Raw genomic sequence first — 23,948 nt, 5'->3', positions numbered from 1 at the left:
GCCGCCGGGGTCGCAACCGGGCACTCAGCGGGTGGCGAGGACGTCCAGGTAGTGGCGGTTCTGCATGATGCCCAGGGTGTTGCCGAAGGGGTCCACCACCGAGGCGCCGACGAAGCCCTCGCCGAACTGGCGGACCGGTTCGTGGAGCGTCGCGCCCAGGGAGAGCAGGCGGTCCATGGCGGCCTGGACGTCGTCCACGTGCCAGTAGATCACCGCGCCGCCTGCGGCACTCCCCGGGTCGTGGGCGCCCAGGACCTCCGCGTACTTGCTGTCGAGCAGTCCCAGCTCGTGCTGGTAGTCGCCGATGCGGTACTCCGCGTAGCCGGGGCGCTCGAAGTAGGGCGTGATGCCGAGGAGTTCGCTGTACCAGGACTTCGCGGACTCCAGGTCGGCGGCGTGGAAGCGGACCGTCGTGAGACCTCGCAGCATTGCTGCTCCTCATGGGTGGGCGGCGTGGGGCTCCGCGAAGGTAGCCCGCCATTAGGTCCGTTCGTGTCCTACATCGGGTGCACGATCCGTCCGTCGCCCGGAGAACCGGGGCGTACGCCGAGGCCCGCTTCGGCAAGGGCCACGGGGGAGGGGGCCGACGGCGCTCCGATTCCCCGTGGCTCCGGGGGCCAAAACCACTCAGGGGCCTGATCCGATTTCTCGGATCAGGCCCCTGACCTGGTCTTACTCTGTCGGGGTGGCGGGATTTGAACCCACGACCTCTTCGTCCCGAACGAAGCGCGCTGCCAAGCTGCGCTACACCCCGATCGCCGCCTTGCCGGGCTGCTGCCCTGGCGACATCGATTACTTTAGCGGACCCGCGGCCGGAGACGAAATCCGGTTTCGCCGCGGTCCGCCCCGGGGGTCAGGGCTTCGGGGTCAGGGTGAGGAGGGTGGCCTCCGGGGGGCAGGCGAAGCGGACCGGGGTGAAGCGGTTCGTGCCGCAGCCTGCGGAGACGTGCAGGTAGGAGCGGTGGCCCGCCGCCTCGTGGGTGGAGAGGCCCTTGACGCGGTCCGTGTCCAGGTCGCAGTTGGTGACGAGCGCCCCGTAGAAGGGGATGCACAGCTGCCCGCCGTGGGTGTGGCCGGCCAGGACCAGCGGGTAGCCGTCCGCGGTGAAGGCGTCGAGGCTGCGCAGGTACGGGGCGTGCACGACGGCGATCGAGAAGTCGGCGTCCGCCTCGGGGCCGCCCGCGACCCGCTCGTAGCGGTCGCGCTTGATGTGCGGGTCGTCGAGGCCGGTGAAGGCGAGGTCCAGGCCATCGAGCTTGAGCCGGCCGCGCGTGTTGGTGAGGTTGACCCAGCCCGCCGCGTCGAAGGCGTCCCGCATGCCCTCCCACGGGTTGTGGACGGCGCCGACGACCGGCTTGTTGCCGTTCAGGCCGTGCCGGCCCTGCACCTTCTCGATCAGGTAGCGGCCGGGGTTGCGTAGCCGCGGGCCGTAGTAGTCGTTCGACCCGAAGACGTAGACGCCGGGGAAGGACATGAGCGGGCCGAGCGCGTCGAGCAGCTCGGGCACGCCCTCGGTGTCGGAGAGGTTGTCGCCGGTGTTGACGACGAAGTCCGGGCGGAGCCCGGCCAGGGACTGGAGCCAGGCCCGCTTCTTGCGCTGCCCGCAGACCATGTGGATGTCGGAGACCTGCAGGACGCGCAGCGGCCGCATCCCCGCGGGGAGGACGGGAACGGTGACCCGCCGCAGCCGGAACGACCGGGCTTCGAAGCCGGCGGCATAGGCCACTCCGGCGGCCCCCACCGCCGCGATTCCGGCGGTGACCTTCAGGGGTACTCCGTAACGCGCGCGCATGGCCCCATGGTCTCAGACGGGGAAAACCGGTGGGCGCCACCGCCCCAGCACCTGGCAGACTCGGGTCATGACCACGCTCAAGGCCAAGCTGCAGGAAGACCTCACCACCGCGATCAGGGAGCGGAACGAGCTCCACTCGTCCACGCTCCGGCTGACCCTCGCCGCCATCACCAAGGAGGAGGTCGCGGGCAAGGAGGCGCGCGTCCTGTCCGACGAGGAAGTCCTCAAGGTGATCGCCAAGGAGGCGAAGAAGCGCCGGGAGGCCGCGGAGGCGTTCGCGCAGGGCGGCCGGGCCGACCAGGCCGCGCGGGAGACGGCCGAGGGCGAGTTCCTCGACACCTACCTGCCGAAGCAGCTGACCGACGACGAGCTCGGCGCGATCGTGGCGCAGGCCGTCGAGGAGGCGCGGGCCGCCGGTGCGGAGGGGCCGCGGGCCATGGGCGCCGTCATGAAGATCGTGAGCCCGAAGGTGGCGGGGCTGGCCGAGGGCGGGCGCGTCGCCGCCGCCGTCAAGAAGCACCTCTCCCAGTAGCCGCCGCACGGGCGCGCACGAGGGCCCCGGTCGCCGTGAACCACGGCGGCCGGGGCCCTCATGTGTCGTGTGCCGTCTACTGCGTGTCGCGGCCGCCGATGATGCCGGGCTCCAGGGTGATCCCGGGGAACGGGTCGGTCGGCGTGCCGCCCGTCGCGCCTCCGTTGGCCGCGCCGCCGATGGCCTGGCCGCCGGTCTGGCCGCCGGGGCGGCCGCCGGGCTTGCCGTCGCCGCCGGGCTTGCCCGGCTTGGCCGGCTTCACGGGGGCGGTCGGGGTGCCAGGGCGGGCGCTGCCGCCGGCGGCTCCCGCGTCGGGCAGGCCGACGGTGGTGAAGGACGCCACCTCCCGGCCGGCGAGGGCGCCGCTGACGGCCTGCTTCCAGATCGGGCCGGGCAGGCCGCCGCCGTAGACCTTGTCGTAGTACCTGCCGCCGATGGTGATGTTCTCCATCGACACCTGCTTGGCGCCGCCGGAGCCGACCCACGTCGCGCCCGACATGTTCGGGGTGTAGCCGACGAACCAGGCGTTGTAGCGGCTGTCGGTGGTGCCCGTCTTGCCCGCGCTCTGCCGGTCCGTCAGGCCGGCCTGCGTACCGGTGCCGGAGTCGACCACGCCGAGCAGCAGCGTGTTGATGGTGTCGGCGGTCCGCTCGGACATCACCCGCTCGCACTTCGACTTCGGCACCGACAGCGCCTTGCCGTGCGCGTCGGTGATCGACTCGATCGAGACGGGCGTGCAGCGGACGCCGCGGTTGGCGAAGGCCGCGTAGGCGTTGGCCATGGTCAGCGGGGACATGCCCTCACTGCCGAGCGCGATGGCCGGGACCTCGGGCAGCTTGGTGCCGTCGGCCGGGATGACGCCGAGCTTGGTGGTCATCTCGGTGACCGGGCACAGGCCCGTCTCCGCGATCATCTCGACGAAGTAGGTGTTGACCGACTTCGCCATCGCCTGGGTCATGCCGTACGGGCCGACCTCGGACTCCTGCTCGTTCTCCAGGCGCTCGTTGTCGGTGTTGACCCACGGCTTGTCGCTGCAGGTCCGCACCGGGCTCGGGTACTCCATCTGGTAGGGGGAGTTGTAGACCCGGCCCGGGGAGATGCCCTGCTCCAGCGCGGCCGCCGCGACGAACGGCTTGAAGGTGGAGCCGGTCGGGAAGCCGAAGTTCGAGCCGCCCATCCGCTTGTCGACGGAGTAGTTGATCTGCGTCTCGTTCTTCCCGAAGCCGTAGGGCTTCGACTGGCCCATCGCGAGGACGCGGCCGGTGCCGGGCTGGACCAGGGTGACCGCCGTGGCGATCTTGTCGTCCTGGTTGACGTGGTCCTTGATCGACTCGTTGACGGAGTCCTGCGCCTGCGGGTCGAGCGTCGTGCGGACGGTCAGGCCGCCCTGGTTCCACAGCTTGGCGCGCTCCTCGCGCGTCTTGCCGAAGACCGGGTCGGTCAGGAAGGTGTTGCGCACGTAGTCGCAGAAGAAGCCCGCGCCCTTGACGGCGGTGATGCAGCCGTTCTTCGGCCGGGTCACCTTCAGCTGGACCGGCTTGCCCTTCGCCTCGTCCGCCTCGGCCTGCGAGATGTCCTTGACGTCGGCCATCCGCTGGAGGACGACGTTCCGGCGCTTCATGGCCTCCTGGGAGTCGTTCACCGGGTCGTACCGGCTCGGCGACTGCACCAGGCCGGCGAGCAGAGCCGACTCCTCCAGCGTCAGGTCCTTGGCGGGCTTGCTGAAGTAGCGCTGCGAGGCGGACTCGATGCCGTACGCCTGCTGCCCGAAGTAGGTGATGTTGAGGTAGTTCTCGAGGATCTTCTTCTTCCCGAGCTCCTCCTCGACCTGGATCGAGTACTTCAGCTCGCGGATCTTGCGGCCGAGGCTCTTCTCCTGGGCCTCGCGGACCTTCGTCTCGTCGTCGCCGGCCTCCTCGACGAAGACGTTCTTCACGTACTGCTGCGTCAGCGTCGAGGCGCCCTGCGCGGCGGCGCCCTCCTGCGCGTTGCGGTTGACCGCGCGCAGGATGCCCTTGAGGTCGACTGCGCCGTGCTCGTAGAAGCGTGAGTCCTCGATCGCGACGATGGCCTTCTGCATGTACGGGGAGATGGCCGTCAGCGGCACCACCTGCCGGTCGCGGGAGTACACGGTGGCGATCAGGCCGCCCTCGGCGTCGAGGATGGTGGTGCGCTGGCTGAGCGGTGGTGTCTTGAGGTTGGCCGGGATCTCGTCGAACCCCTCGACGGTGCCCTTGGCGGCGAGCCCCAGGGCGCCGGCGCCCGGGATGGCGATGCCGGCGAGCACGACGCCGGAGAGGACGGACAGGCCGAGGAACTTGGCGGCCTGCTGCGGCCCCGTGAGCCCGGCGCCCGAGCGCTTCTTTCCCATGGAGGGAAGCCTACGTTCTCATTCACCGGACACGCGCGAATGCCTTGGCCTAAGCTGTCCCCAACTGTCACAGCAGTGTGGTGCGACATCAACCCCTCGGCTTGATTTTCACCCTTCCCGAATGGGGTGGACTGATGTCCGAATCCCGCTCCTCACTCGGACGGCCGCTCGTCACCACTTCACCGATTTCATCCGAATCGCCGGATTGGTCGGGCATGTCGCCGGATCACTCCGTCGGGTGATCTGCCGCTTACCCATAGTCCGTTCGGACCATTCAAGATTGGGCCCGTCGGGGGTGTTGCACTGTGCTCGCCTTCCGTAACGTCCTCAACTGGCAGCGGTGAATATGCCGCTACCGCCGTGGGGGAGCCTCGATTCGGGAGAGGACGGCGCCGGGATGGGCTGGGTTACCGACTGGAGTGCGCAGGCAGCCTGCCGCACTACCGATCCGGATGAACTGTTCGTTCAAGGAGCGGCACAGAACAGGGCCAAGGCGGTGTGCACCGGGTGTCCGGTGCGTACGGAGTGCCTGGCCGACGCGCTCGACAACCGCGTGGAATTCGGTGTGTGGGGCGGAATGACCGAGCGGGAGCGCCGCGCACTGCTGCGCAGGCGGCCCACCGTCACCTCGTGGCGGCGGCTGCTGGAGACGGCCCGCACGGAGTACGAGCGCAGCACGGGCATCCTCACCGTGGATGTCGACGCGGAGATCGACGTGTCGTACGAGACGTACGCGGCAGCAGGGTAGGCCCACCGGCCGTCCCCGCAGCCCCTGCGTACGGGCGCACGCCTACGCTCCGGCCGGCACCCCGGCCGCGAGGCGTTCTCCGATGGCCCGCAGCCCGGCGAGGTCGTGCACATCGCCGGGAAGGGCCGCCACTTCGGTCACCGCCACTTCGGGATGCAGCGAGGTGAAGCGGTTCCTCGTGCGCTGTTCGCGCGCGATCAACTGCATGCGCTCGGCGTGCAGGCGCAGCAGTCCTGCCGTGATGCCTTCCACATCGGCGCCCTCGGCGGCGTCCGCGTCGGCGCCCGCCTCGGCGCCTTCCGATTCCGGTGCGCCTCCGCCCGCGGGGGAGTGGGCGGCCGGGGCACCGAGAGCAGCTTTCCCGGCCTCCTGATCCACAATGCCGCCTTCTTCAAGATTCTCCGCGGCGGCCAGCGCCCGCTCCGCCGACAGCTGGGCGGCGCCGCTCCCGTGAACCCGGTTGAGCACCAGCCCCGCCAGCGGCATCCGCTCCGCCCCGAGCCGCTCCACGAAGTACGCGGCCTCCCGCAGCGCGTCCGGCTCCGGCGCCGCGACCACCAGGAAGGCCGTGCCCGGCGCCTGCAGCAGCCGGAACGTGGCGTCCGCGCGCGTGCGGAACCCGCCGAACATCGTGTCCATCGCCGCCACGAACGTCTGCACGTCACCCAGCAGCGAAGCGCCCATCAGTTTGTTGAGCGTTCCGGTCATCAGCGACATGCCGACGTTCAGGAACTTCATCCCCGCCCGGCCGCCGACCTTCGCGGGAGCCATCAGCACCCGGATGAACTTCCCGTCGAGGAAGGACCCCAGCCGCTTCGGGGCGTCCAGGAAGTCCAGTGCGGACCGGCTCGGCGGGGTGTCCACGACGATGAGGTCCCAGTCGTCGCGGGCCCGCAGCTGCCCGAGCTTCTCCATCGCCATGTACTCCTGCGTGCCGGCGAAGCCGGCCGACAGGGACTGGTAGAAGGGGTTCGCCAGGATCGCGGCGGCCCGCTCCCCGTCCGCGTGCGATTCGACGATCTCGTCGAACGTCCGCTTCATGTCCAGCATCATGGCGTGCAGTTCGCCCCCGCCGGCCACGCCCGCGACCTTCCGCGGGGTGTTGTCCAGCGAGTCGATCCCCATCGACTGGGCCAGCCGGCGCGCCGGGTCGATGGTCAGCACGACCACCTTCCGGCCGCGCTCCGCCGCCCGCAGACCCAGCGCCGCCGCCGTCGTCGTCTTGCCGACCCCGCCCGCGCCGCAGCACACGATGATCCGGGTCCCCGGGTCGTCCAGCAGCCGGTCCACGACCAGCTCCGGCGGCATGTCCATGCCCGCTCCCATCCCGATCCGCGCCCCCGATCCCTTTCCCGTACCTGCGCCCGTTCCCCGGCCCGCTGCGGCGTCCCCCGCCGCCGGGCCCACGGCCCCGCTCACTCCTCGTCCGCCTGCTTGCGCAGCTCCGCCGCGAGCTCGTACAGCCCCGCGAGGTCCACGCCCGTGCCCAGCAGCGGCAGTTCGTACGCCGACACGTCCATCCGGGCCAGCACCCGGCGCTGCTCCCGCTCCAGCGCCACCCGGCTCGCGTGCTCCGCCGCCTGCTCCAGCAGCGGTTCCACCAGCCGCTCCGCGGGCCCGCCGAGCCCGGCCCGGGACAGGGCGTGCGCCACGTCCCCGCGCAGCTCGCCCGCGGCCCGCAGCGCCTCGTCGTCCAGGTGGTGCGGGCGGACCATGTTGACCACCACCCGCCCCACCGGCAGGCCCGCCCGCGCCAGCTCGGCGATCCCGTCGGCCGTCTCCTGGACGGGCATCTCCTCCAGCAGCGTCACGAAGTGCACCGCCGTCTCCGGGGACTTGAGCACCTTCATCACGGCCTGCGCCTGGTTGTGGATCGGCCCGATCCGGGCCAGCCCCGCCACCTCGTCGTTCACGTTGAGGAACCGGGTGATCCGCCCGGTCGGCGGCGCGTCCATCACCACGTGGTCGTACACGTACCGGCCGGACCGGTCCTTGCGGCGGACCGCCTCGCACGCCTTGCCCGTCAGCAGCACGTCCCGCAGCCCGGGCGCGATGGTCGTCGCGAAATCGATCGCGCCGAGCTTCTTCAGCGCCCGGCCCGCCGACCCCAGCTTGTAGAACATCTGGAGGTAGTCCAGCAGCGCCTGCTCCGCGTCGATGGCGAGCGCGTACACCTCCCCGCCGCCCGCCGCGACGGCGATCTTCCGCTCCTCGTAGGGGAGCGCCTCCGTCCCGAAGAGCTGCGCGATACCCTGCCTGCCCTCGACCTCCACCAGAAGAGTCCGCCTGCCCTCGCGCGCGAGGGCCAGCGCGAGTGCCGCGGCGACCGTGGTCTTCCCGGTTCCGCCCTTGCCGCTGACCACCTGGAGCCTGCTCACAGCCTCTGAGCCTAACCACTCGCTCCCCGGGCCGCGCAGGACCCTCTCCCCCCGGACGCGGCCCCGCCCCGCCCGGCGCGCCCCGCCCGCGGCAGGCGATACGCTCGCCCCCATGACCAAGAAGTTCGAATACGCGACGGTCCCGCTGCTGGTCCACGCCACGAAGCAGATCCTGGACACCTGGGGCGAGGACGGCTGGGAGCTCGTCCAGGTCGTGCCCGGCCCGAACAACCCCGAGCAGCTCGTGGCCTACCTCAAGCGGGAGAAGGCATGAGCGGCGCCGTCGAAGCGAAGCTGGCCGAACTCGGCCTGACCCTCCCCGAGGTCGTCCCGCCGCTCGCCGCGTACCAGCCGGCCGTCCGCTCGGGTGCGTACGTGTTCACCGCGGGCCAGCTCCCGATGGTCAAGGGCAGCCTGCCGGTCACCGGCAAGGTCGGCGCCGAGGTCTCCGCCGAGCAGGCGAAGGAGCTCGCCGCGACCTGCGCGCTGAACGCCCTGGCCGCCGTCAAGTCCGTCGCGGGCGACCTCGACCGGATCGCGCGCGTCGTGAAGGTCGTCGGCTTCGTCGCCTCCGCCCCCGACTTCACCGGCCAGCCCGGCGTCCTCAACGGCGCCAGCGAGCTGCTCGGCGAGGTCCTCGGCGACAAGGGCGTCCACGCCCGCAGCGCCGTCGGTGTCGCCGTCCTCCCCCTGGACGCGCCCGTCGAGGTCGAGATCCAGGTCGAGCTGCTGCCCGACGCCTGACCGGCACCCCCGCCGTCCCGCAGGCCGGGCCCGTACGCCGTCCGCGGCGCGGGGCCCGGCCTGCGGCGCGTCCGCCTGCCTGCGGCGCGCCGCCCCGCAGCGGCGTGCGGCTCTCGAACATCGGGCCGGATGGCCGTAGCATCCCCGCATGCCCAACGGTGAGCAGGGACAGCAGCAGACACCCGGAACCAGGCCCGCCGGAGGCCAGTGGTACCCGCCGGAGTGGCCCGACCGCATCCGCGCCCTCGCGAACGGCAGCCTGGTCCCGGTGGAGCCCCGCCGCGCGTCCACCGTGATGCTGCTCCGCGACACCGCCGCCGGGCCGGTCGTGCACATGCTGCGCCGCCGCGCCTCCATGGCCTTCGCGGGCGGCGCGTACGCCTACCCGGGGGGCGGCGTCGACCCGCGCGACGAGGAGCACCTCGTCGGCTGGGCCGGCCCCGGCCTCGGGGAGTGGGCCGAGCGGCTGCGCACCGATGCCCGTACCGCCCAGGCCATCGTCTGCGCGGCGGTCCGCGAGACCTTCGAGGAGGCGGGCGTCCTCCTCGCGGGCGAGAGCGCCGAGACGGTCGTCGGCGACACCACCGGCGACGACTGGGAGGCCGACCGGCAGGCGCTCGTCGCCCGCGAGCTCTCCTTCGCGGAGTTCCTCGACCGGCGCGGGCTGCGGCTGCGCTCGGACCTGCTCGGCGCGTGGGCGCGCTGGATCACGCCCGAGTTCGAGCCGCGCCGCTTCGACACCTGGTTCTTCGTGGCCGCCCTGCCCGAGGGGCAGCGGACCCGCGACGTCTCCGGCGAGGCCGACCGGACGGTGTGGATCCGCCCCGCCGACGCGGCCGACGGCTATGACAAGGGCGAGCTGCTGATGATGCCGCCGACGATCTCCACGCTGCGCTCGCTGGAGCCGTACGGGAGCGCCGCCGACGCCCTCACCGCGGCCGCCGGCCAGGACCTCGCGCCCGTCCTGGCGCAGGCGGCGCTGGAGAACGGCGAGGTGGTGCTCAGCTGGCCCGGCCACGACGAGTTCACCAAGCGCGTCAGCTTCGGAGGTGCCTCGTGACCGACGCCGCCGCACTGCCCGGACAGCCCCGCGGAGCGGTCGCCTCCGGGCGGGCCACCCCGCGCGCCTACAACGTCCTCGCGCCCAACCCGTCGGCGATGACCCTCGACGGCACCAACACCTGGATCGTCGCCGAGCCCGACTCCGACCTCGCCGTCGTCATCGACCCCGGGCCCCTCGACGAGGGGCACCTGGAGGCGGTCACCGCGACCGCCGAGCGGATGGGCAAGCGCATCGCGCTGACCCTCCTGACGCACGGCCACGCCGACCACGCCGCGGGCGCCGGCCGCTTCGCCGAGCTCACCGGCACGAAGGTCCGGGCCCTCGACCCGGCGCTCCGCCTCGGCGACGAGGGGCTGGCCGCCGGGGACGTCGTCCGCACCGGAGGCCTGGAGCTGCGGGTCGTCCCGACGCCCGGCCACACCGCCGACTCGCTGTGCTTCCACCTGCCCGCCGACCGGGCCGTGCTGACCGGTGACACGATCCTCGGCCGCGGCACCACCGTCGTCGCGCATCCGGACGGGCGCCTCGGCGACTACCTCGACTCCCTGCGCCGGCTGCGCTCGCTCACGGTCGACGACGGGGTCCGGACGGTCCTGCCGGGCCACGGCCCCGTCCTGGACGACGCGCAGGGCGCGGTGGAGTTCTACCTCGCCCACCGCGCACACCGGCTCGCGCAGGTCGAGACGGCCGTCGAGGACGGCTACACGACGCCGGAGGCGGTCGTCGCCCACGTCTACGCGGACGTCGACCGGTCCCTGTGGCCGGCGGCCGAATGGTCCGTGCGCGCCCAGCTCGAGTACCTTCAAGATCACGGACTGATCCCCGGAGGACCCGAGTGACCACCCTTTACCTGCTGCTCGTCCTGCTCGCCGTCGCGGCGTGGATGACGTCGACCGTCGGCCTCCGCATGAAGGCCCTGGAGCGGCGCGCCGAGCGGCTGGAGCGGCGCCTCGGCCTCGTCCTGGCGCACCTGGGCGTCGAGGAGCCGGAGCCGGCCGGCCTGGAGGAGGTGCGGGCGCTGCTGCGGGAGGGCCGCACCGTCTCCGCGATCAAGGCGTACCGGGAGGCGACGGGCGCGGGGCTGGCCGAGGCGAAGGCGGCGGTGGAGGCGCTGGCGGAGCTGGAGGCGGACCGCGCCTGATTGCCCGGCGTACCGGGCACGGGGCGCAACCGGGCCCGACCGCGCCCGCCCCGGGGCCGGGCCTGAGCCGGGGCGGCCGCCTCACGCGCCCTTGGTGCCGATGCGGGCCGCGTACTCGGCCGCGAGCCACGGGCCGAGGTCCTCGACCAGGTCCCGTACGGCGGCCCGGTCGGCCGCGGGCTCCAAGGCCAGCGCGGCGGCGGCCCGCATCTGGGCGGCCCGCTCGGGGTAGTACCGGCCGAAGACCTCCGCGGACTCGCCGAGATCGCTCGTCCAGCCGCCCCAGCGCGGCATCACCAGCGTGAACCCGGTGCGCACGAGGTGCCGGGACCAGCCGCGGGCCAGCCGGCGCAGCTCGTCGGGGCCGTCCGCGCGGGCGAGCCGCTGCCGCCAGGCGGGCAGCAGGTCGGCCAGGTCGCCGTTGGTCCCGCGGGCGAGGCGGGCGTCGGGGCGGTAGCGGGGGAGGTCCTCGGCCAGGTCGGGGCCGAGCAGCGGGGTGCACAGGCAGGCGAGGAACCAGCCCATGTCGAAACGTTCCTGCTCGCTCAGCAGGCGGTCCCGCCCGTACAGCAGCAGCCCCACGCCGTCGATCTGCGGGAAGTCCTCGTCGAGGGTGCGGGCCAGCACCTCGGCGGTGTCCCGGTCGTCGCCGGAGGGCTCGTGGTGCAGCGCGAGCAGCAGGTCCAGGTCGGAGCGGCCGGGCCGGGCCGTGCCGCGCGGGACGGACCCGTACAGGTAGGCGCTGTGCAGCCGGGGCCCGTACGCGTCCCGGATCCGCAGGCGCGCCGCGGCGACCACGGGCGTGAACGGCTCGCGGATCCGGCCGAGGGAGCCCTCCCGCTCGAAGTAGCCGTACGCGTCGACGCCCCGCTGCACACCCATGGCCCCTACTCTGCCTCGCGCCGCGGTGGGAGGGGCCCCCGGGGGCCGTGGGGCGCCCGGGAACGCGCGGAGGGGCCCTGCCCGGTTCCGCCCCGGGCAGGGCCCCTCTCGTTGCTTGTGCCGCGCTCGGGCGGCGGCCGGTCAGCGCGAGCGCTTGGCCAGGCGCTCGACGTCCAGCAGGATCACCGCACGGGCCTCCAGGCGGAGCCAGCCGCGGCCCGCGAAGTCGGCGAGGGCCTTGTTCACGGTCTCCCGCGAGGCGCCGACGAGCTGCGCCAGCTCTTCCTGCGTCAGGTCGTGGACGACGTGGATGCCCTCCTCGGACTGCACGCCGAAGCGGCGCGACAGGTCCAGGAGCGCGCGGGCGACGCGGCCCGGGACGTCGGAGAAGACCAGGTCGGACATCTGGTCGTTGGTCTTGCGCAGGCGGCGGGCCACCGCGCGCAGCAGCGCGGTCGCGACCTCGGGGCGGGCGTTCAGCCAGGGCTGGAGGTCGCCGTGGCCCAGGCCCAGGAGCTTGACCTCGGTCAGGGCGGTCGCCGTGGCGGTGCGCGGGCCCGGGTCGAAGAGCGAGAGCTCGCCGATCAGCTCGCCGGGGCCGAGGACGGCCAGCATGTTCTCGCGGCCGTCGGGGGAGGTGCGGTGCAGCTTCACCTTGCCCTCGGTGACCACGTACAGCCGGTCACCGGGGTCGCCCTCGTGGAACAGGGCGTCACCGCGCGCGAGAGTCACCTCGCTCATCGAGGCGCGGAGCTCCGCGGCCTGCTCGTCATCGAGCGCCGCGAAGAGCGGGGCGCGCCGCAGAACGTCGTCCACGAGTCTCTCTCCTATGTCGACCAGCTCAGGGGACCGTGTTCCCCATTTTGCCGGACGGCTCAAACAGTGCGATCAATCACAAGGATGCCGGACGTACGGGTGTGCTGTGCGGCGGGCGCCCAAACGGAGTCGTGTTACCAGAGGTCCGGGCGGGTGTCCGCGGCCGGGCTTAGGCTGGCCGGGTGTCCAATAAGCCGGTGAGAGCACAGGCCAAGGGGTCCGCGGGAGTGACGCTCGCGCCCGATTCAGCTGTGGGCGAACAAGCCCCCCGAAAGGCGCCCTCGAAGCCGCCGAGGGCGCGCGCGAAGCCCCCGGGCAAAGCTTCGGCCAAGAAAACGGAATCCCGCCTGGCCATGGTCCGCAGGGCCCGCAGGATCAACCGGGAGCTGGCCGACGTCTACCCGTACGCCCACCCGGAACTCGACTTCCGGAACCCGTTCGAACTGCTCGTCGCCACGGTCCTGTCCGCCCAGACGACCGACCTGAGGGTCAACCAGACGACCCCCGCGCTGTTCGCGGCGTACCCGACCCCCGAGGACATGGCCGCGGCCGTCCCCGAGGAGCTGGAGGAGCTCATCCGGCCGACCGGGTTCTTCCGGATGAAGGCGAAGTCCCTGCTGGGGCTGTCCGCCGCCCTGCGCGACCGCTTCGGCGGCGAGGTCCCGGGACGGCTGGAAGACCTCGTCACCCTGCCGGGCGTGGGCCGCAAGACGGCCAACGTCGTCCTCGGCAATGCGTTCGGAGTGCCGGGCCTGACCGTGGACACCCACTTCCAGCGGCTGGTCCGGCGCTGGAAGTGGACCGAGCAGAAGGAGCCGGAGAAGATCGAGGCGGAGATCGCCGCGATCTTTCCCAAGAGCGAGTGGACGATGCTCTCGCACCGGATCATCTTCCACGGCCGCCGCATCTGCCACGCACGCAAGCCGGCCTGCGGCGCCTGCCCGATCGCCCCCCTGTGCCCCGCGTACGGGGAGGGCGAGACGGACCCGGAGAAGGCGAAGAAGCTCCTGAAGTACGAGAAGGGCGGACAACCGGGCCAGCGGCTGAGCCCGCCGCCGGACTACCCGGGCAGCCCGGCCCGGCCGCTGGAGGCCGCGGCGCAGCGCCAGGCGGCAGGTGGTACGGCGGACACGGCGGACAGCGGCGCGGCGGCGTCCTGAGCAGGGCCGCGGGCCCGCCGCCCCCGGCGGGCCCGCGCAGGAACGAAACCGGACCGGCGGGGCGTTGCCCCGGTGCGGGCCGGCGACGGCCGCGGCAGACGGCACAGCGGGACACAGCAGGGCACAAGCACGGCACGGCACGGCACGACGGCAGGGAACAGGGATTGCCCATGACGCGCGGAGCACGGGACGACAGCAGCGTGGCCCAGGCGGCCGCACCACCGGGCGGGCCGGGCGGCGGGCCTCGCGGCCTGCCGCCCGCCCCGGTGGTCACCACCGACGGCCTGCCCGACTGGCTCGACCCCGTCGTCGAGGCCGTGCGCACGGTCCGCCCGACCCAGCTCAGCCGCTTCCTGCCGCCCGAGGACGGCCGCGGCCGCCAGTCCGCCGTCCTCATCCTCCTCGGGGAGGGCCCCCGCGGCCCGGAGCTGCTGCTGATGGAGCGCGCCGGCAGCCTGCGCTCGCACCCGGGCCAGCCCTCGTTCCCCGGCGGCGCCCTCGACCCGGAGGACGGCGACCCGCACACCACCGGCCCGCTGAGGGCCGCCCTGCGCGAGGCGGAGGAGGAGACCGGGCTCGACCCCGCCGGGGTCCAGCTCTTCGGCGTGCTGCCGCGCCTCTACATCCCGGTCAGCGAGTTCGTCGTCACGCCCGTCCTCGGCTGGTGGCGCGAGCCCAGCCCGGTCGGCGTCGTCGACCCCGCCGAGACGGCCCGGGTCTTCACGGTGCCCGTGGCCGATCTCACGGACCCCGCGCACCGCGCCACCGCCGTGCACCCCAGCGGCCACCTGGGCCCGGCGTTCACCGTGCACGACGCCCTGGTCTGGGGCTTCACCGCCGGGGTGATCGACCGCATGCTCCACTTCGCTGGGTGGGAGCGGCCCTGGGACCGCTCGCGGCGGGTCCCGCTCGACTGGCGCGCATGAGACGGTGGCCCATGTGAACGTGCTGGACATCCTGTTGCTGGTCGCCGCCGTGTGGTTCGCGATCGTCGGTTATCGCCAGGGCTTCGTCGTCGGCATCCTGTCGGTGATCGGCTTCCTCGGCGGCGGTCTCATCGCCGTGTCGGTGCTGCCCCTGGTCTGGAACCAGGTGACCGACGACGGCACCCAGGTGTCCACCACCGTCGTGGTGGCCGCCGTCGTCGTGGTCATCATCTGCGCCTCCATCGGGCAGGCCTTCACCACCCACCTGGGCAACCGGCTGCGCCGCCACATCACGTGGTCGCCGGCGCGCGCCCTCGACGCGACGGGCGGCGCCGTCGTCAACGTCGTCGCCATGCTGCTCGTGGCGTGGCTGATCGGCTCGGCGCTCGCCGGGACCTCACTGCCCACGCTGGGCAAGGAGGTCCGCAACTCCAAGGTGCTGCTGGGCGTGTCGCGGGTGCTCCCGGCGCAGGCGAACACCTGGTTCTCGGACTTCTCCTCCGCCCTCACGCGCAACGGCTTCCCACAGGTCTTCAGCCCGTTCTCCAACGAGCCGATCACCGCGGTGCGGGAACCGGATCCGGCGCTCGCGACGAGCCCCGTCGCCGAGGCGGCCAAGCGCTCGATCGTGAAGGTCGTCGGCACGGCGCCCAGCTGCAGCAAGGTGCTGGAGGGCACCGGGTTCGTCTTCGCCCCGGGCCGGGTCATGACCAACGCGCACGTCGTGGGCGGCGTCAGCGAGCCGACCGTTCAGGTAGGCGGCGAGGGCAAGCTGTACGACGGCAAGGTCGTGCTCTACGACTGGGAGCGCGACATCGCCGTCCTGGACGTGCCCAAGCTGAAGGCGCCGCCGCTGGAGTTCACGGAGAAGGACGCCGTCAGCGGCAGCGACGCGATCGTCGCAGGCTTCCCGGAGAACGGCGCCTACGACGTCCGCTCCGCGCGCGTCCGCGGCCGCATCAACGCCAACGGCCCGGACATCTACCACCGCGGCACCGTCCGCCGCGACGTGTACTCGCTGTACGCGACCGTCCGCCAGGGCAACTCGGGCGGCCCGCTGCTCACGCCCGACGGCAAGGTGTACGGGGTGGTCTTCGCCAAGTCGCTCGACGACCCGAACACCGGCTACGCGCTCACGGCGGACGAGGTCCGCGACGACATCCGGCTCGGGAAGACGAACGACCGCCGCGCCGACACCCAGGGCTGCGCCCTGTGACCGGGGGCGGCTGACCCGAGGCGGCTGCGGGACCCGCGTGGCCCCGCCCGGGCTGCGGCCCGGGCGGCTACGGCGTGCGCTGGTGGCGCAGCCGGGCCGAGACCCAGCGGGCCCGGCGGCGAAGGATGCGCGGGATCCCGAGCCGAGGGTCGTGGCCCTCGCGGCCCGTCCTCCCGTACGCGCCCGGCGTCGCTGCCGGGCGGCGGTCGCGTGCGGTGTCACCGTGGTCGTGCGTCCAGCCCATACAACGAGCTCTGCCCGTGCCCCCGCGTCCGTAACCCCTTCCGCGGCGGCCAATTGGCCTATGCGCGCGGCAATTGAAGGCTTGTAGGACCGCTCGGCCGACAATCCGTCAGGTCGGTCAGCGGTCGGGCTCGGGGTCCTTCAGCCAGCCGATCAGCTCGGACGAGAAGGCGGCCGGGTCCTCCTCGTGCGGGAAGTGCCCGAGGCCGTCGAACAGCCGCCAGCGGTACGGGGCTTCGACGAACTCGCCGGATCCGGCGGCGCTGCGCGTGCGCATCACGGGGTCGAGCGAGCCGTGCATGTGCAGCGTCGGCACCCGTACCGGCATCTTCATGCGGCGGTTGAACTGGAGCCCGTCCGGCCGGGCCATGGAGCGCATCATCCAGCGGTACGGCTCGATCGAGCAGTGGGCGGTCGACGGGATGCACATGGCCCGCCGGTAGACCGCGAGGTCGTCCTCCGCGCCGTCCTCGCGGAGCCGCGGCCCGGACCAGTCCCGGATGAGCCGGCCGACGAGCGCCCCGCCGTCGGCGACGAGCTGCCGCTCGGGGATGAACGGGCGCTGGAAGCCCCAGATGTGCGAACTCGCCCGGGTCTGGCCGACGTCGGACAGCATCGCCGACCGCCAGCGCCGCGGGTGGGGCATCGACACGACGGCCAGCCGGCGCACCAGCTTGGGCCGCATCACGGCGGCCGTCCAGGCGAGGTAGCCGCCGAGGTCGTGCCCGACGAGCGCGGCGTCCGGCTCGCCGAGGGAGCGGATCACCCCGGTGACGTCCAGGGCCAGGTTCGCGGGGTCGTAGCCGCGCGGGGTGCGGTCGCTGCCGCCTACGCCGCGCAGGTCCATGGCGACGGCGCGGTAGCCGGCGTCGGCGAGGGCGGTCAGCTGGTGCCGCCAGGTCCACCAGAACTGGGGGAAGCCGTGCAGGAGCAGGACGAGCGGGCCGTCACCGAGCTCGGCGACGTGGAACCGGGCGCCGTTGGCGGCGACGTCCCGGTGGGTCCACGGCCCGTCGAGGCGCACCGCCGTCGCGGCGGTCGGCGGTGTGCTGGGATCCGGTGCGCTCGCTGTCATGAGGACGAGCGTGCCACACCCACCGCCTGGTCACTCAACGGCCGCGGATGCGGCTTGACGGTGCTGACGACCGCCGCGGTCTCCTTCATGGAGGCGATGGACTTCTCCGGCGGCTTGACCTTCTTGAACTTGGACACCGCGATCAGCGAGAGCAGGCCCGCGATCAGCAGGAACGCCACGCCGACGATGAGGAACGACCAGGCGAGGCCGAGCCCCAGGTTGTGGATGCCGTACGCCGCGGCGAAGCTCAGCACCGGCAGGGAGAACAGGGCGAACACCCCTGCGACCGAGATGGCGGCGCCGCCGATTCCCGCGCGCTTGACGTCCTGGCGGATCTCCGCCTTGGCGAGGGCGATCTCGTCGTGCACCAGGGCGGACATCTCGGCGGTGGCCGAGGCGACCAGCTGGCCGAGTGTGCGCTCGGCTCCTTGCGCCCCTTGGTCCACTGCGGTCATCGCTCTCTCCCTCTGTCGTCTGCCGGCGGCTGTCCTCCGTCGGACACAAGCGTTCAGTTCAGATCATGCCGGACGGTCGCCCGCTGCGCTGGACCCGGCCGCCCCTTCGGCGGTGCCGCCGGGCGCGCGGGAGTCCGCGGCGGCCCGGGCCAGGCGCCGGTGCTCGGCGGCCTTCTCCTCGTGGATCCGCGCCATGCGCAGGTGGTACTCCGGGTTGCCGGCCTCGTACACGTCCGGGATCCCGTCGTGGTCCTCGTCGAGCTCTTCCGCGGCGCTGAGGGTGCGGTACCTGCGGTCGCGCAGCTTGAGCAGCACGCCCGCGAGGACGGCGGCGACGAGGGAGCCGACCAGGACGGCGGCCTTCACCTCCTCGGCCAGCCCGGGGTCGTCCGCGAACGCGAGCTCGCCGATCAGCAGCGAGACGGTGAACCCGATGCCCGAGAGCCCGGCCACGGCCAGGACGTCCGGCCAGGCCAGGTCCTCGTTCAGCTCGGCCCGGGTGAAGCGCGCGGCCAGCCAGGTGCCGCCGAAGACGCCGACCGTCTTGCCGGCGACCAGGCCGAGGACGACGCCGAGGGGCTCCGGCCGGGCGAAGACCTGGGCGAGGGCCCCGCCGGAGAGGGGGACGCCGGCGGAGAACAGGGCGAACAGCGGGACGGCGACCCCGGCAGACAGCGGGCGGACCAGGTGCTCGATGTGCTCGCCGGGGGAGTGCTCCTCCCCTTCCCTGCGGGTGCAGCGGAGCATGAGCCCCATGGCGACGCCGGCGATGGTGGCGTGGATGCCGCTGTTGTACATGAGCGCCCACACGGCGGTGGCCAGGGGGACGTACAGGTACCAGCCGCGGACGCCCGCGCGCAGCAGGAGCCACATGAGGGCCAGCCCGGCGAGGGCGCCGGCGAGCTGAGGGAGCCGGATGTCGCCGGTGAAGAAGACCGCGATGATCAGGATGGCGAAGAGGTCGTCGACGACGGCGAGGGTGAGCAGGAAGGCGCGCAGGGCGGACGGCAGCGAGGTGCCGATGACCGCGAGCACGGCCAGTGCGAAGGCGATGTCGGTGGCGGTGGGGACCGCCCATCCGCCGAGCGAGCCGCCGCCCGCCGTGTTGACGGCCGTGTAGACCAGCGCGGGTACGGCCATGCCGCAGAGTGCGGCGATCACGGGGAGAGCGGCAGCCTTGGGGTCGCGGAGGTCGCCCGCGACGAGTTCGCGTTTGAGCTCGATGCCGGCGACGAAGAAGAAGACCGCGAGGAGGCCGTCGGCCGCCCAGTGCTGGAGGGACAGGTCCAGGCCGAGTGCGGCGGGGCCGAAGTGCAGGTCGCGGACGGTGTCGTAGCTCGCGGAGACCGCGGGGATGTTGGCCCACAGCAGGGCGGCCACCGCGGCCACGAGGAGGACGACGCCGCCGACGGTCTCGGTGCGCAGGGCGTCCGCCACGTAGCGGCGCTCGGGCAGGGAGAGCAGGCCGAGGAACGGGCGGCGGGAGGGGGAGTCGGCGGAGCGGGGAGGGCGGGGCGCGGCCACGGATGGCACCTCGGGTGTGCGCGGGCATGCAGCGGACGATCGTCACCTTATGCGCGAAAGGGGCATCCGGCGCGGAGGTCGCGTCGGATGCCCCTGTCGGCGGGCTGGTGCCGGGCGGTCAGTCCTCGGAGGACGCCGAGGGCAGCTTGGTCTGGATGAGGTCCATGACGGTGGAGTCGGTGAGCGTGGTGACGTCGCCGAGCTCGCGGTTCTCCGCAACGTCGCGCAGGAGGCGGCGCATGATCTTGCCCGAGCGCGTCTTGGGCAGTTCGGCGACGGGCAGGATGCGCTTGGGCTTCGCGATCGGGCCGAGGGTGGCGCCCACGTGGTTGCGGAGCTCGGCGGTGAGGCCCTCGTCCTCGCTGGCGGTGCCGCGGAGGATGACGAAGGCGACGATGGCCTGGCCGGTGGTCGGGTCGGCGGCGCCGACGACGGCGGCCTCGGCGACGGCAGGGTGGGAGACGAGGGCGGACTCGACCTCGGTGGTGGAGATGTTGTGGCCGGAGACGAGCATGACGTCGTCGACGCGGCCCAGCAGCCAGATGTCCCCGTCCTCGTCCTTCTTCGCGCCGTCGCCCGCGAAGTAGCGGCCGGGGAAGCGGGACCAGTAGGTGTCGGTGTAGCGCTGGTCGTCGCCCCAGATCGTGCGGAGCATCGACGGCCACGGCTCGGTGAGGACGAGGTAGCCGCCCGCACCGTTGGGCACTTCGGCCGCCTCGTCGTCGACGACGGTGGCGCTGATGCCGGGCAGCGGCCGCTGGGCGGAGCCCGGCTTGGTCTCGGTGACGCCGGGCAGCGGCGAGATCATCATCGCGCCGGTCTCGGTCTGCCACCAGGTGTCGACGATCGGGCAGCGGTCGCCGCCGATGTGCTTGCGGTACCAGATCCACGCCTCGGGGTTGATGGGTTCGCCGACCGAGCCGAGGATGCGCAGGCTGGACAGGTCGAACTTGGCGGGGATGTCGTCGCCCCACTTCATGAACGTCCGGATGGCGGTGGGGGCGGTGTAGAGGATCGTGACCCCGTACTTCTGGACGACCTCCCAGAAGCGTCCCTGGTGCGGGGTGTCGGGGGTGCCCTCGTAGAGGACCTGGGTGGCGCCGTTGGCCAGCGGCCCGTAGACGATGTACGAGTGGCCGGTGACCCAGCCGATGTCGGCGGTGCACCAGTAGACGTCGGTCTCGGGCTTGAGGTCGAAGACGGCGTGGTGCGTGTACGCCGTCTGCGTGAGGTAGCCGCCGGAGGTGTGCAGGATGCCCTTGGGCTTACCGGTGGTGCCGGAGGTGTAGAGGATGAACAGCGGGTGCTCGGCCGGGAAGGGCTGCGGGGCGTGCTCGCTGCTCTGGCGGTCGACGATCTCGTGCCACCACACATCGCGGCCCTCGGTGAAGGCGGTGTCCTGCCCGGTGCGGCGGACGACGAGGACGTGCTCGACCTGCGGGCACTTCGTCAGCGCCTCGTCGATGGCCGGCTTGAGGGCGGAGGGCTTGCCCCGGCGGTAACCGCCGTCGGCGGTGATGACGAGCTTGGCGTCGGCGTCCTGGATGCGCGAGGCGACGGCGTCCGCGGAGAAGCCGCCGAAGACGACGGAGTGGGCCGCGCCGATGCGGGCGCAGGCGAGCATCGCGACGACCGCCTCGGGGATCATGGGCAGGTAGACCGCGACGCGGTCGCCGGCGGTGACGCCGAGTTCCGCCAGGGCGTTGGCCGCGCGGGACACCTCGTCCTTGAGCTGGGCGTAGGTGATCGTGCGGCCGTCGCCCGGCTCGCCTTCGAAGTGGAGCGCGACCCGGTCGCCGTTGCCGGCCTCGACGTGCCGGTCGACGCAGTTGTAGGCGACGTTGAGGGTCCCGTCGGCGAACCACTTCGCGAACGGCGGGTTGCTCCAGTCCAGGGTCTCGGTCGGCTCCTGCGCCCAGGTCAGGCGGCGGGCCTGCTCGGCCCAGAAACCCAGCCGGTCCGCCGCGGCCTGTGCGTACGCCGCCTGCGTCACGTTCGCTTCGGCCGCCAGACCGGCAGGCGGAGCGAACCGCCGCTCCTCCTTGAGCAGATTGGCCAGGCTCTCGTTGCTCACGACATCTCCCTTTCCCAGGGTGTCCGTTGTGTCCCCGGGCATAGCTCATCAGTCGAACGGGCCGGTGACAAGGGGTAACCCGAAATTGGTTTAGACCTATCGCGTGGCGTCCCCTGCACACGAGCGGCCCCCTCCCGCCGGACGGGGGAAGGGGCCGAACGATGGCACGGAAACGGGAGGGTATCGGTTCGGGCGCGTCCTGATCAGGCACGCCGGCCGACACTGTCAAAAACCCGACAGTCGAAGAAGTCCTCCCCCTCGGACAGCAGGTAGGCCTGGGCCTCGCCCACGTGGAAGTACATGCCGTGCAGCTCCAGGGTGCCCTCCGCGAGGCGCCGGGCCACCGACTCGTGCGCCCGCAGGTGCTCCAGCTGCTGCACGACGTTCGTCAGGCACAGCTGCTCCACCGCGTCCGCCGGGAGCCTGCCGGCGATCCGGGCCCAGGCGTGGTGCGGGCTGTCCATCCGCTCCAGGCTCGGCCGGCCGTGCCGCAGCCACCGGCCGAGCGGCGTCGCCGGCTCCCCGGGCGCGGAGTCCAGCAGCGCCTGCATGGCCCCGCAGCCCGAGTGCCCGCACACCGTGATGCTGTCGACCTGGAGCACGTCCACTGCGTACTCGATCGCCGCCGCGACCGAGTCGTCCCCGGTCTCGGCGCCGGGCAGCGGCACGAGGTTCCCGACGTTGCGGACCGTGAACAGGTCGCCGGGGCCGCTGGCCGTGATCATGCTGGTGACGAGCCGGGAGTCCGCGCAGGTCAGGAAGAGCTGCGACGGGCGCTGCCCCTCGCGGGCCAGGCGGGCCAGCTCGTCGCGGACGTGCGGCGCGGTGTCCCGCTGGAAGGCGGTGATCCCGCTGGCCAGGCGGCTGGCGCCGCGGCTGCGCGGGGCCGCGGCGACTCCGGCGCCCTCACCGGCGGGGTTGCGATCCGTCACGGCGCCTGCCTGGCCGGCGTCCGCCGACGCGGACGGAACCGGAGCGGCCTCCGGGTGCGTACGGTCGCCGGTCGGCTGGTGGTCGCAGTGGTTCTTCCACGGGGTCCAGGGCCGGCAGCAGTGGTGGCCGGATCCCGAAGCGGAGGCCGTGCGGGAGGCGGGGACGGCGCGGGCCCCGGGTTCCGCCGCCGGCGGGCCGTTGACCTCCAGCGAGCCGCCGTGCGCCAGATGCGACTCCTGCCAGTCGTGCAGCGTCTCGTACGCGGCGTGGTCCATGAAGGAGCCCCCCAGCTCCACGACCACGTGCCCCTTGTGGGGAATCTGCGCCAGGGCCCGGCTCAGCCGGGGCACCGCGAGGAAGGTCAACTGGCCGCGCACCGCCAAGTGGTGGACGCCGTCCCGCTCCTCCAGCGTGATCCTGGTCCGGGCCAGCCGGTGCAGGGCCAGCGCCACGGCCACTGCGATGCCGACGCCGACGCCCTCCAGGACGCCGCCGAGGACGACCGCCGCGATGGTGGTCGCGTACACGGCGACCTCCCGGTGGCGGGTGACGGTCCGCATGTGGGTGATGCTCACCATCTGCACCCCGACCGCCATGACGAGCGCGGCGAGCGCGGCCAGCGGGATGAGGTCGAGGACGGGCACGAGGAGCCCGGCCGCGAGCACCACCCAGAAGCCGTGCAACATGGCCGATTTGCGGCTCATCGCCCCGGACTTCACGTTGGCCACGCTGCGGACGGCGACACCGGTGATGGGCAGGCCGCCGAGTGCACCGGAGACGATGTTGGCCGCGCCCTGGCCGCGGAGCTCGCGGTCCAGGTCGGCGCGGGGCGGGCGGGAGCCGGTGGGCCGCTCGGAGGCGATCAGCTTGTCCGTGGCGACCGAGGACAGCAGGGACTCGACGCTGCCGACCAGGGTGATGGTCAGGACGGCGGCGATGAGGCCGAGGACCGGGCCCTCGGGCAGCTCGGGGAGGGCGTGGCTGCGCCACGAGGGCAGGTCGACGCGGGGGAGCCGCAGACCGGCGACGGCGGCGACCGCGGTGGCGGTGCCGACGGCGGCGAGCGCGGCGGGCATCTTGCGCAGGGCCTGGCCGGCCCGGCCGGGAAGCCGCGGCCAGGCGATGAGGAGGAGCAGCGTGAGCGCGCTGATCCCGAGGGCGGTCGGGTGGATGTCGGCCAGCTGCGAGGGCAGCTCGCGGACGTTGGCGAGGGCGGAGCTCTGCGGGGTGCCGCCGAGGACGATGTGCAGCTGGGCCAGGGCGATGGTCACGCCGATGCCGGCGAGCATGCCGTGCACGATCGCCGGACTCACCATCAGGGCGGAGCGGGCAGTGCGCAGCGCGGCGAGCCCGAGCTGGCAGCAGCCGGCGAGGACGGTGATGGCGCAGGTGGTGCGCCAGCCGTACCGCTGGATCAGCTCGGCGGTGACGACGGTGAGTCCTGCGGCCGGGCCGCTGACCTGGAGCGGGGCGCCTCCGAAGTAGCCCGCCACGAGGCCGCCCACGGCTGCGGCCACCAGGCCGGCCTGGAGCGGGGCGCCGGTGGCGAGGGCGATGCCGAGGGAGAGGGGCAGGGCGATGAGGAAGACGGTGAGGGAGGCGGAGAGGTCCGCCGCCAGGTCGGCCCGGCCGGGTGGGGACGGGGAGCCGGGCTGGGCGCCGGGGGCGTCGGCGAGGGGCTTGGAGAAGGTGGCAGTCACGGGGTCCCGTCTCCTCTGTGAGGGATGAAGCGGCGGGAATCAGCGGAAATCGGTTGCTGGTAGTCGAATTCGGTCGCCGTTCGATGCGAACATCTACGGCAGTCTCAACACTCAGTAAATGAAAGGTAATGCTGAGTAAAGCGCTAGGGAAGGTAATACGGGCAAAAGGTCTAAA

General features: G+C 72.8%; 22 protein-coding genes and 1 tRNA gene. 10 read left to right on the top strand and 13 right to left on the bottom strand.

Features of this window, described 5'->3' with window-relative positions:
• Window positions 1-24: 24 nt before the first annotated feature.
• The 3 genes from IE170_RS23595 to IE170_RS23585 form a co-directional block, all read right to left on the bottom strand.
• Window positions 25-429, bottom strand: coding sequence for a VOC family protein (locus tag IE170_RS23595; protein ID WP_189811447.1), 405 nt, complete (start codon window positions 427-429; stop codon window positions 25-27).
• Between the two features lie 251 nt (window positions 430-680).
• Window positions 681-754 (bottom strand) — tRNA-Pro (locus IE170_RS23590).
• Window positions 755-853: 99 nt separating this feature from the next.
• Complete coding sequence (locus tag IE170_RS23585; protein ID WP_189811446.1) at window positions 854-1,792, bottom strand: metallophosphoesterase; 939 nt, start codon at window positions 1,790-1,792, stop codon at window positions 854-856.
• 67 nt (window positions 1,793-1,859) lie between these two features.
• Here IE170_RS23585 and IE170_RS23580 point away from each other — a divergent pair, with 67 nt between their 5' ends.
• The gene (locus IE170_RS23580) at window positions 1,860-2,324 is read left to right on the top strand and encodes a GatB/YqeY domain-containing protein (RefSeq protein WP_189811445.1); all 465 of its coding nucleotides are present in this window, start codon (window positions 1,860-1,862) and stop codon (window positions 2,322-2,324) included.
• Between the two features lie 76 nt (window positions 2,325-2,400).
• On the opposite strand, the gene IE170_RS23575 is transcribed toward IE170_RS23580, so the two are convergent.
• On the bottom strand, window positions 2,401-4,695 hold the full coding sequence (locus IE170_RS23575; RefSeq protein WP_189811444.1) for a transglycosylase domain-containing protein: 2,295 nt from the start codon (window positions 4,693-4,695) through the stop codon (window positions 2,401-2,403).
• A gap of 397 nt (window positions 4,696-5,092) precedes the next feature.
• Between IE170_RS23575 and IE170_RS23570 the strand changes: the two genes are divergently transcribed.
• The gene (locus IE170_RS23570; RefSeq protein WP_030228569.1) at window positions 5,093-5,443 is read left to right on the top strand and encodes a WhiB family transcriptional regulator; all 351 of its coding nucleotides are present in this window, start codon (window positions 5,093-5,095) and stop codon (window positions 5,441-5,443) included.
• Window positions 5,444-5,485: 42 nt separating this feature from the next.
• Here the strand turns inward: IE170_RS23570 and bagB are convergent, their stop codons facing one another.
• Window positions 5,486-6,769 carry an ATPase BagB gene (gene bagB, locus IE170_RS23565; RefSeq protein ID WP_189811443.1) on the bottom strand — a complete coding sequence of 428 codons (1,284 nt, stop codon included), beginning with the start codon at window positions 6,767-6,769 and terminating at the stop codon, window positions 5,486-5,488.
• Between the two features lie 89 nt (window positions 6,770-6,858).
• Window positions 6,859-7,821, bottom strand: coding sequence for an ATPase BagA (bagA, locus tag IE170_RS23560; RefSeq protein ID WP_189811442.1), 963 nt, complete (start codon window positions 7,819-7,821; stop codon window positions 6,859-6,861).
• A 112-nt stretch (window positions 7,822-7,933) separates the two neighbouring features.
• Here bagA and sp36 point away from each other — a divergent pair, with 112 nt between their 5' ends.
• The 5 genes from sp36 to IE170_RS23535 all read left to right on the top strand — a co-directional run bounded on the left by sp36 (window position 7,934) and on the right by IE170_RS23535 (window position 10,769).
• The gene (gene sp36, locus IE170_RS23555) at window positions 7,934-8,095 is read left to right on the top strand and encodes a Sp36 family protein (protein WP_007264966.1); all 162 of its coding nucleotides are present in this window, start codon (window positions 7,934-7,936) and stop codon (window positions 8,093-8,095) included.
• Window positions 8,092-8,565, top strand: a complete 474-nt coding sequence (locus tag IE170_RS23550; RefSeq protein ID WP_189811441.1) for a RidA family protein — start codon at window positions 8,092-8,094, stop codon at window positions 8,563-8,565. Before sp36 ends, IE170_RS23550 begins: the two co-directional genes overlap by 4 nt.
• 148 nt (window positions 8,566-8,713) lie before the next feature.
• Window positions 8,714-9,625, top strand: coding sequence for an NUDIX hydrolase (locus IE170_RS23545; RefSeq protein WP_189811440.1), 912 nt, complete (start codon window positions 8,714-8,716; stop codon window positions 9,623-9,625).
• On the top strand, window positions 9,622-10,467 hold the full coding sequence (locus IE170_RS23540) for an MBL fold metallo-hydrolase (protein WP_189811439.1): 846 nt from the start codon (window positions 9,622-9,624) through the stop codon (window positions 10,465-10,467). The genes IE170_RS23545 and IE170_RS23540 overlap by 4 nt, the downstream gene beginning before the upstream one ends.
• The gene (locus IE170_RS23535; protein ID WP_229885107.1) at window positions 10,464-10,769 is read left to right on the top strand and encodes a hypothetical protein; all 306 of its coding nucleotides are present in this window, start codon (window positions 10,464-10,466) and stop codon (window positions 10,767-10,769) included. Before IE170_RS23540 ends, IE170_RS23535 begins: the two co-directional genes overlap by 4 nt.
• Before the next feature lie 81 nt (window positions 10,770-10,850).
• Here the strand turns inward: IE170_RS23535 and IE170_RS23530 are convergent, their stop codons facing one another.
• Together IE170_RS23530 and IE170_RS23525 are read right to left on the bottom strand one after the other, a co-directional pair.
• Window positions 10,851-11,651: a nucleotidyltransferase domain-containing protein gene (locus IE170_RS23530; protein ID WP_189811438.1), complete on the bottom strand. Its 801-nt coding sequence runs from the start codon at window positions 11,649-11,651 to the stop codon at window positions 10,851-10,853.
• A gap of 141 nt (window positions 11,652-11,792) precedes the next feature.
• Entirely contained in the window at window positions 11,793-12,467 is a 675-nt protein-coding gene (locus IE170_RS23525; RefSeq protein WP_014046869.1) for a Crp/Fnr family transcriptional regulator, read from the bottom strand.
• A 353-nt stretch (window positions 12,468-12,820) separates the two neighbouring features.
• Between IE170_RS23525 and nth the strand changes: the two genes are divergently transcribed.
• From nth to IE170_RS23510, 3 genes are all read left to right on the top strand, one after another.
• Window positions 12,821-13,627, top strand: a complete 807-nt coding sequence (gene nth, locus IE170_RS23520; protein ID WP_373299046.1) for an endonuclease III — start codon at window positions 12,821-12,823, stop codon at window positions 13,625-13,627.
• A 170-nt stretch (window positions 13,628-13,797) separates the two neighbouring features.
• The gene (locus IE170_RS23515; RefSeq protein ID WP_189811437.1) at window positions 13,798-14,553 is read left to right on the top strand and encodes an NUDIX hydrolase; all 756 of its coding nucleotides are present in this window, start codon (window positions 13,798-13,800) and stop codon (window positions 14,551-14,553) included.
• Between the two features lie 13 nt (window positions 14,554-14,566).
• Window positions 14,567-15,769 (top strand): MarP family serine protease, encoded by a 1,203-nt coding sequence (locus tag IE170_RS23510; RefSeq protein ID WP_189811436.1) that lies wholly within the window; start codon window positions 14,567-14,569, stop codon window positions 15,767-15,769.
• A 361-nt stretch (window positions 15,770-16,130) separates the two neighbouring features.
• Here IE170_RS23510 and IE170_RS23505 read toward each other — a convergent pair whose 3' ends face one another.
• From IE170_RS23505 to IE170_RS23485, 5 genes are all read right to left on the bottom strand, one after another.
• Window positions 16,131-17,087 carry an alpha/beta fold hydrolase gene (locus IE170_RS23505; RefSeq protein WP_189811435.1) on the bottom strand — a complete coding sequence of 319 codons (957 nt, stop codon included), beginning with the start codon at window positions 17,085-17,087 and terminating at the stop codon, window positions 16,131-16,133.
• Window positions 17,084-17,542, bottom strand: coding sequence for a phage holin family protein (locus tag IE170_RS23500; RefSeq protein WP_189811434.1), 459 nt, complete (start codon window positions 17,540-17,542; stop codon window positions 17,084-17,086). The genes IE170_RS23505 and IE170_RS23500 overlap by 4 nt, the downstream gene beginning before the upstream one ends.
• Before the next feature lie 63 nt (window positions 17,543-17,605).
• The gene (gene nhaA, locus IE170_RS23495) at window positions 17,606-19,066 is read right to left on the bottom strand and encodes a Na+/H+ antiporter NhaA (protein ID WP_189811433.1); all 1,461 of its coding nucleotides are present in this window, start codon (window positions 19,064-19,066) and stop codon (window positions 17,606-17,608) included.
• A 118-nt stretch (window positions 19,067-19,184) separates the two neighbouring features.
• The gene (acs, locus tag IE170_RS23490) at window positions 19,185-21,182 is read right to left on the bottom strand and encodes an acetate--CoA ligase (protein WP_189811432.1); all 1,998 of its coding nucleotides are present in this window, start codon (window positions 21,180-21,182) and stop codon (window positions 19,185-19,187) included.
• 161 nt (window positions 21,183-21,343) lie between these two features.
• The gene (locus tag IE170_RS23485) at window positions 21,344-23,773 is read right to left on the bottom strand and encodes a SulP family inorganic anion transporter (protein ID WP_189811431.1); all 2,430 of its coding nucleotides are present in this window, start codon (window positions 23,771-23,773) and stop codon (window positions 21,344-21,346) included.
• Window positions 23,774-23,948: the final 175 nt, after the last annotated feature.

This window comes from Streptomyces toxytricini (assembly GCF_014649915.1).
GTDB classification, from domain to species: Bacteria; Actinomycetota; Actinomycetes; order Streptomycetales; family Streptomycetaceae; genus Streptomyces; species Streptomyces toxytricini.
Note: the sequence above shows the minus strand (reverse complement) of the source record. Positions and strands in the feature narration are given on the sequence as shown.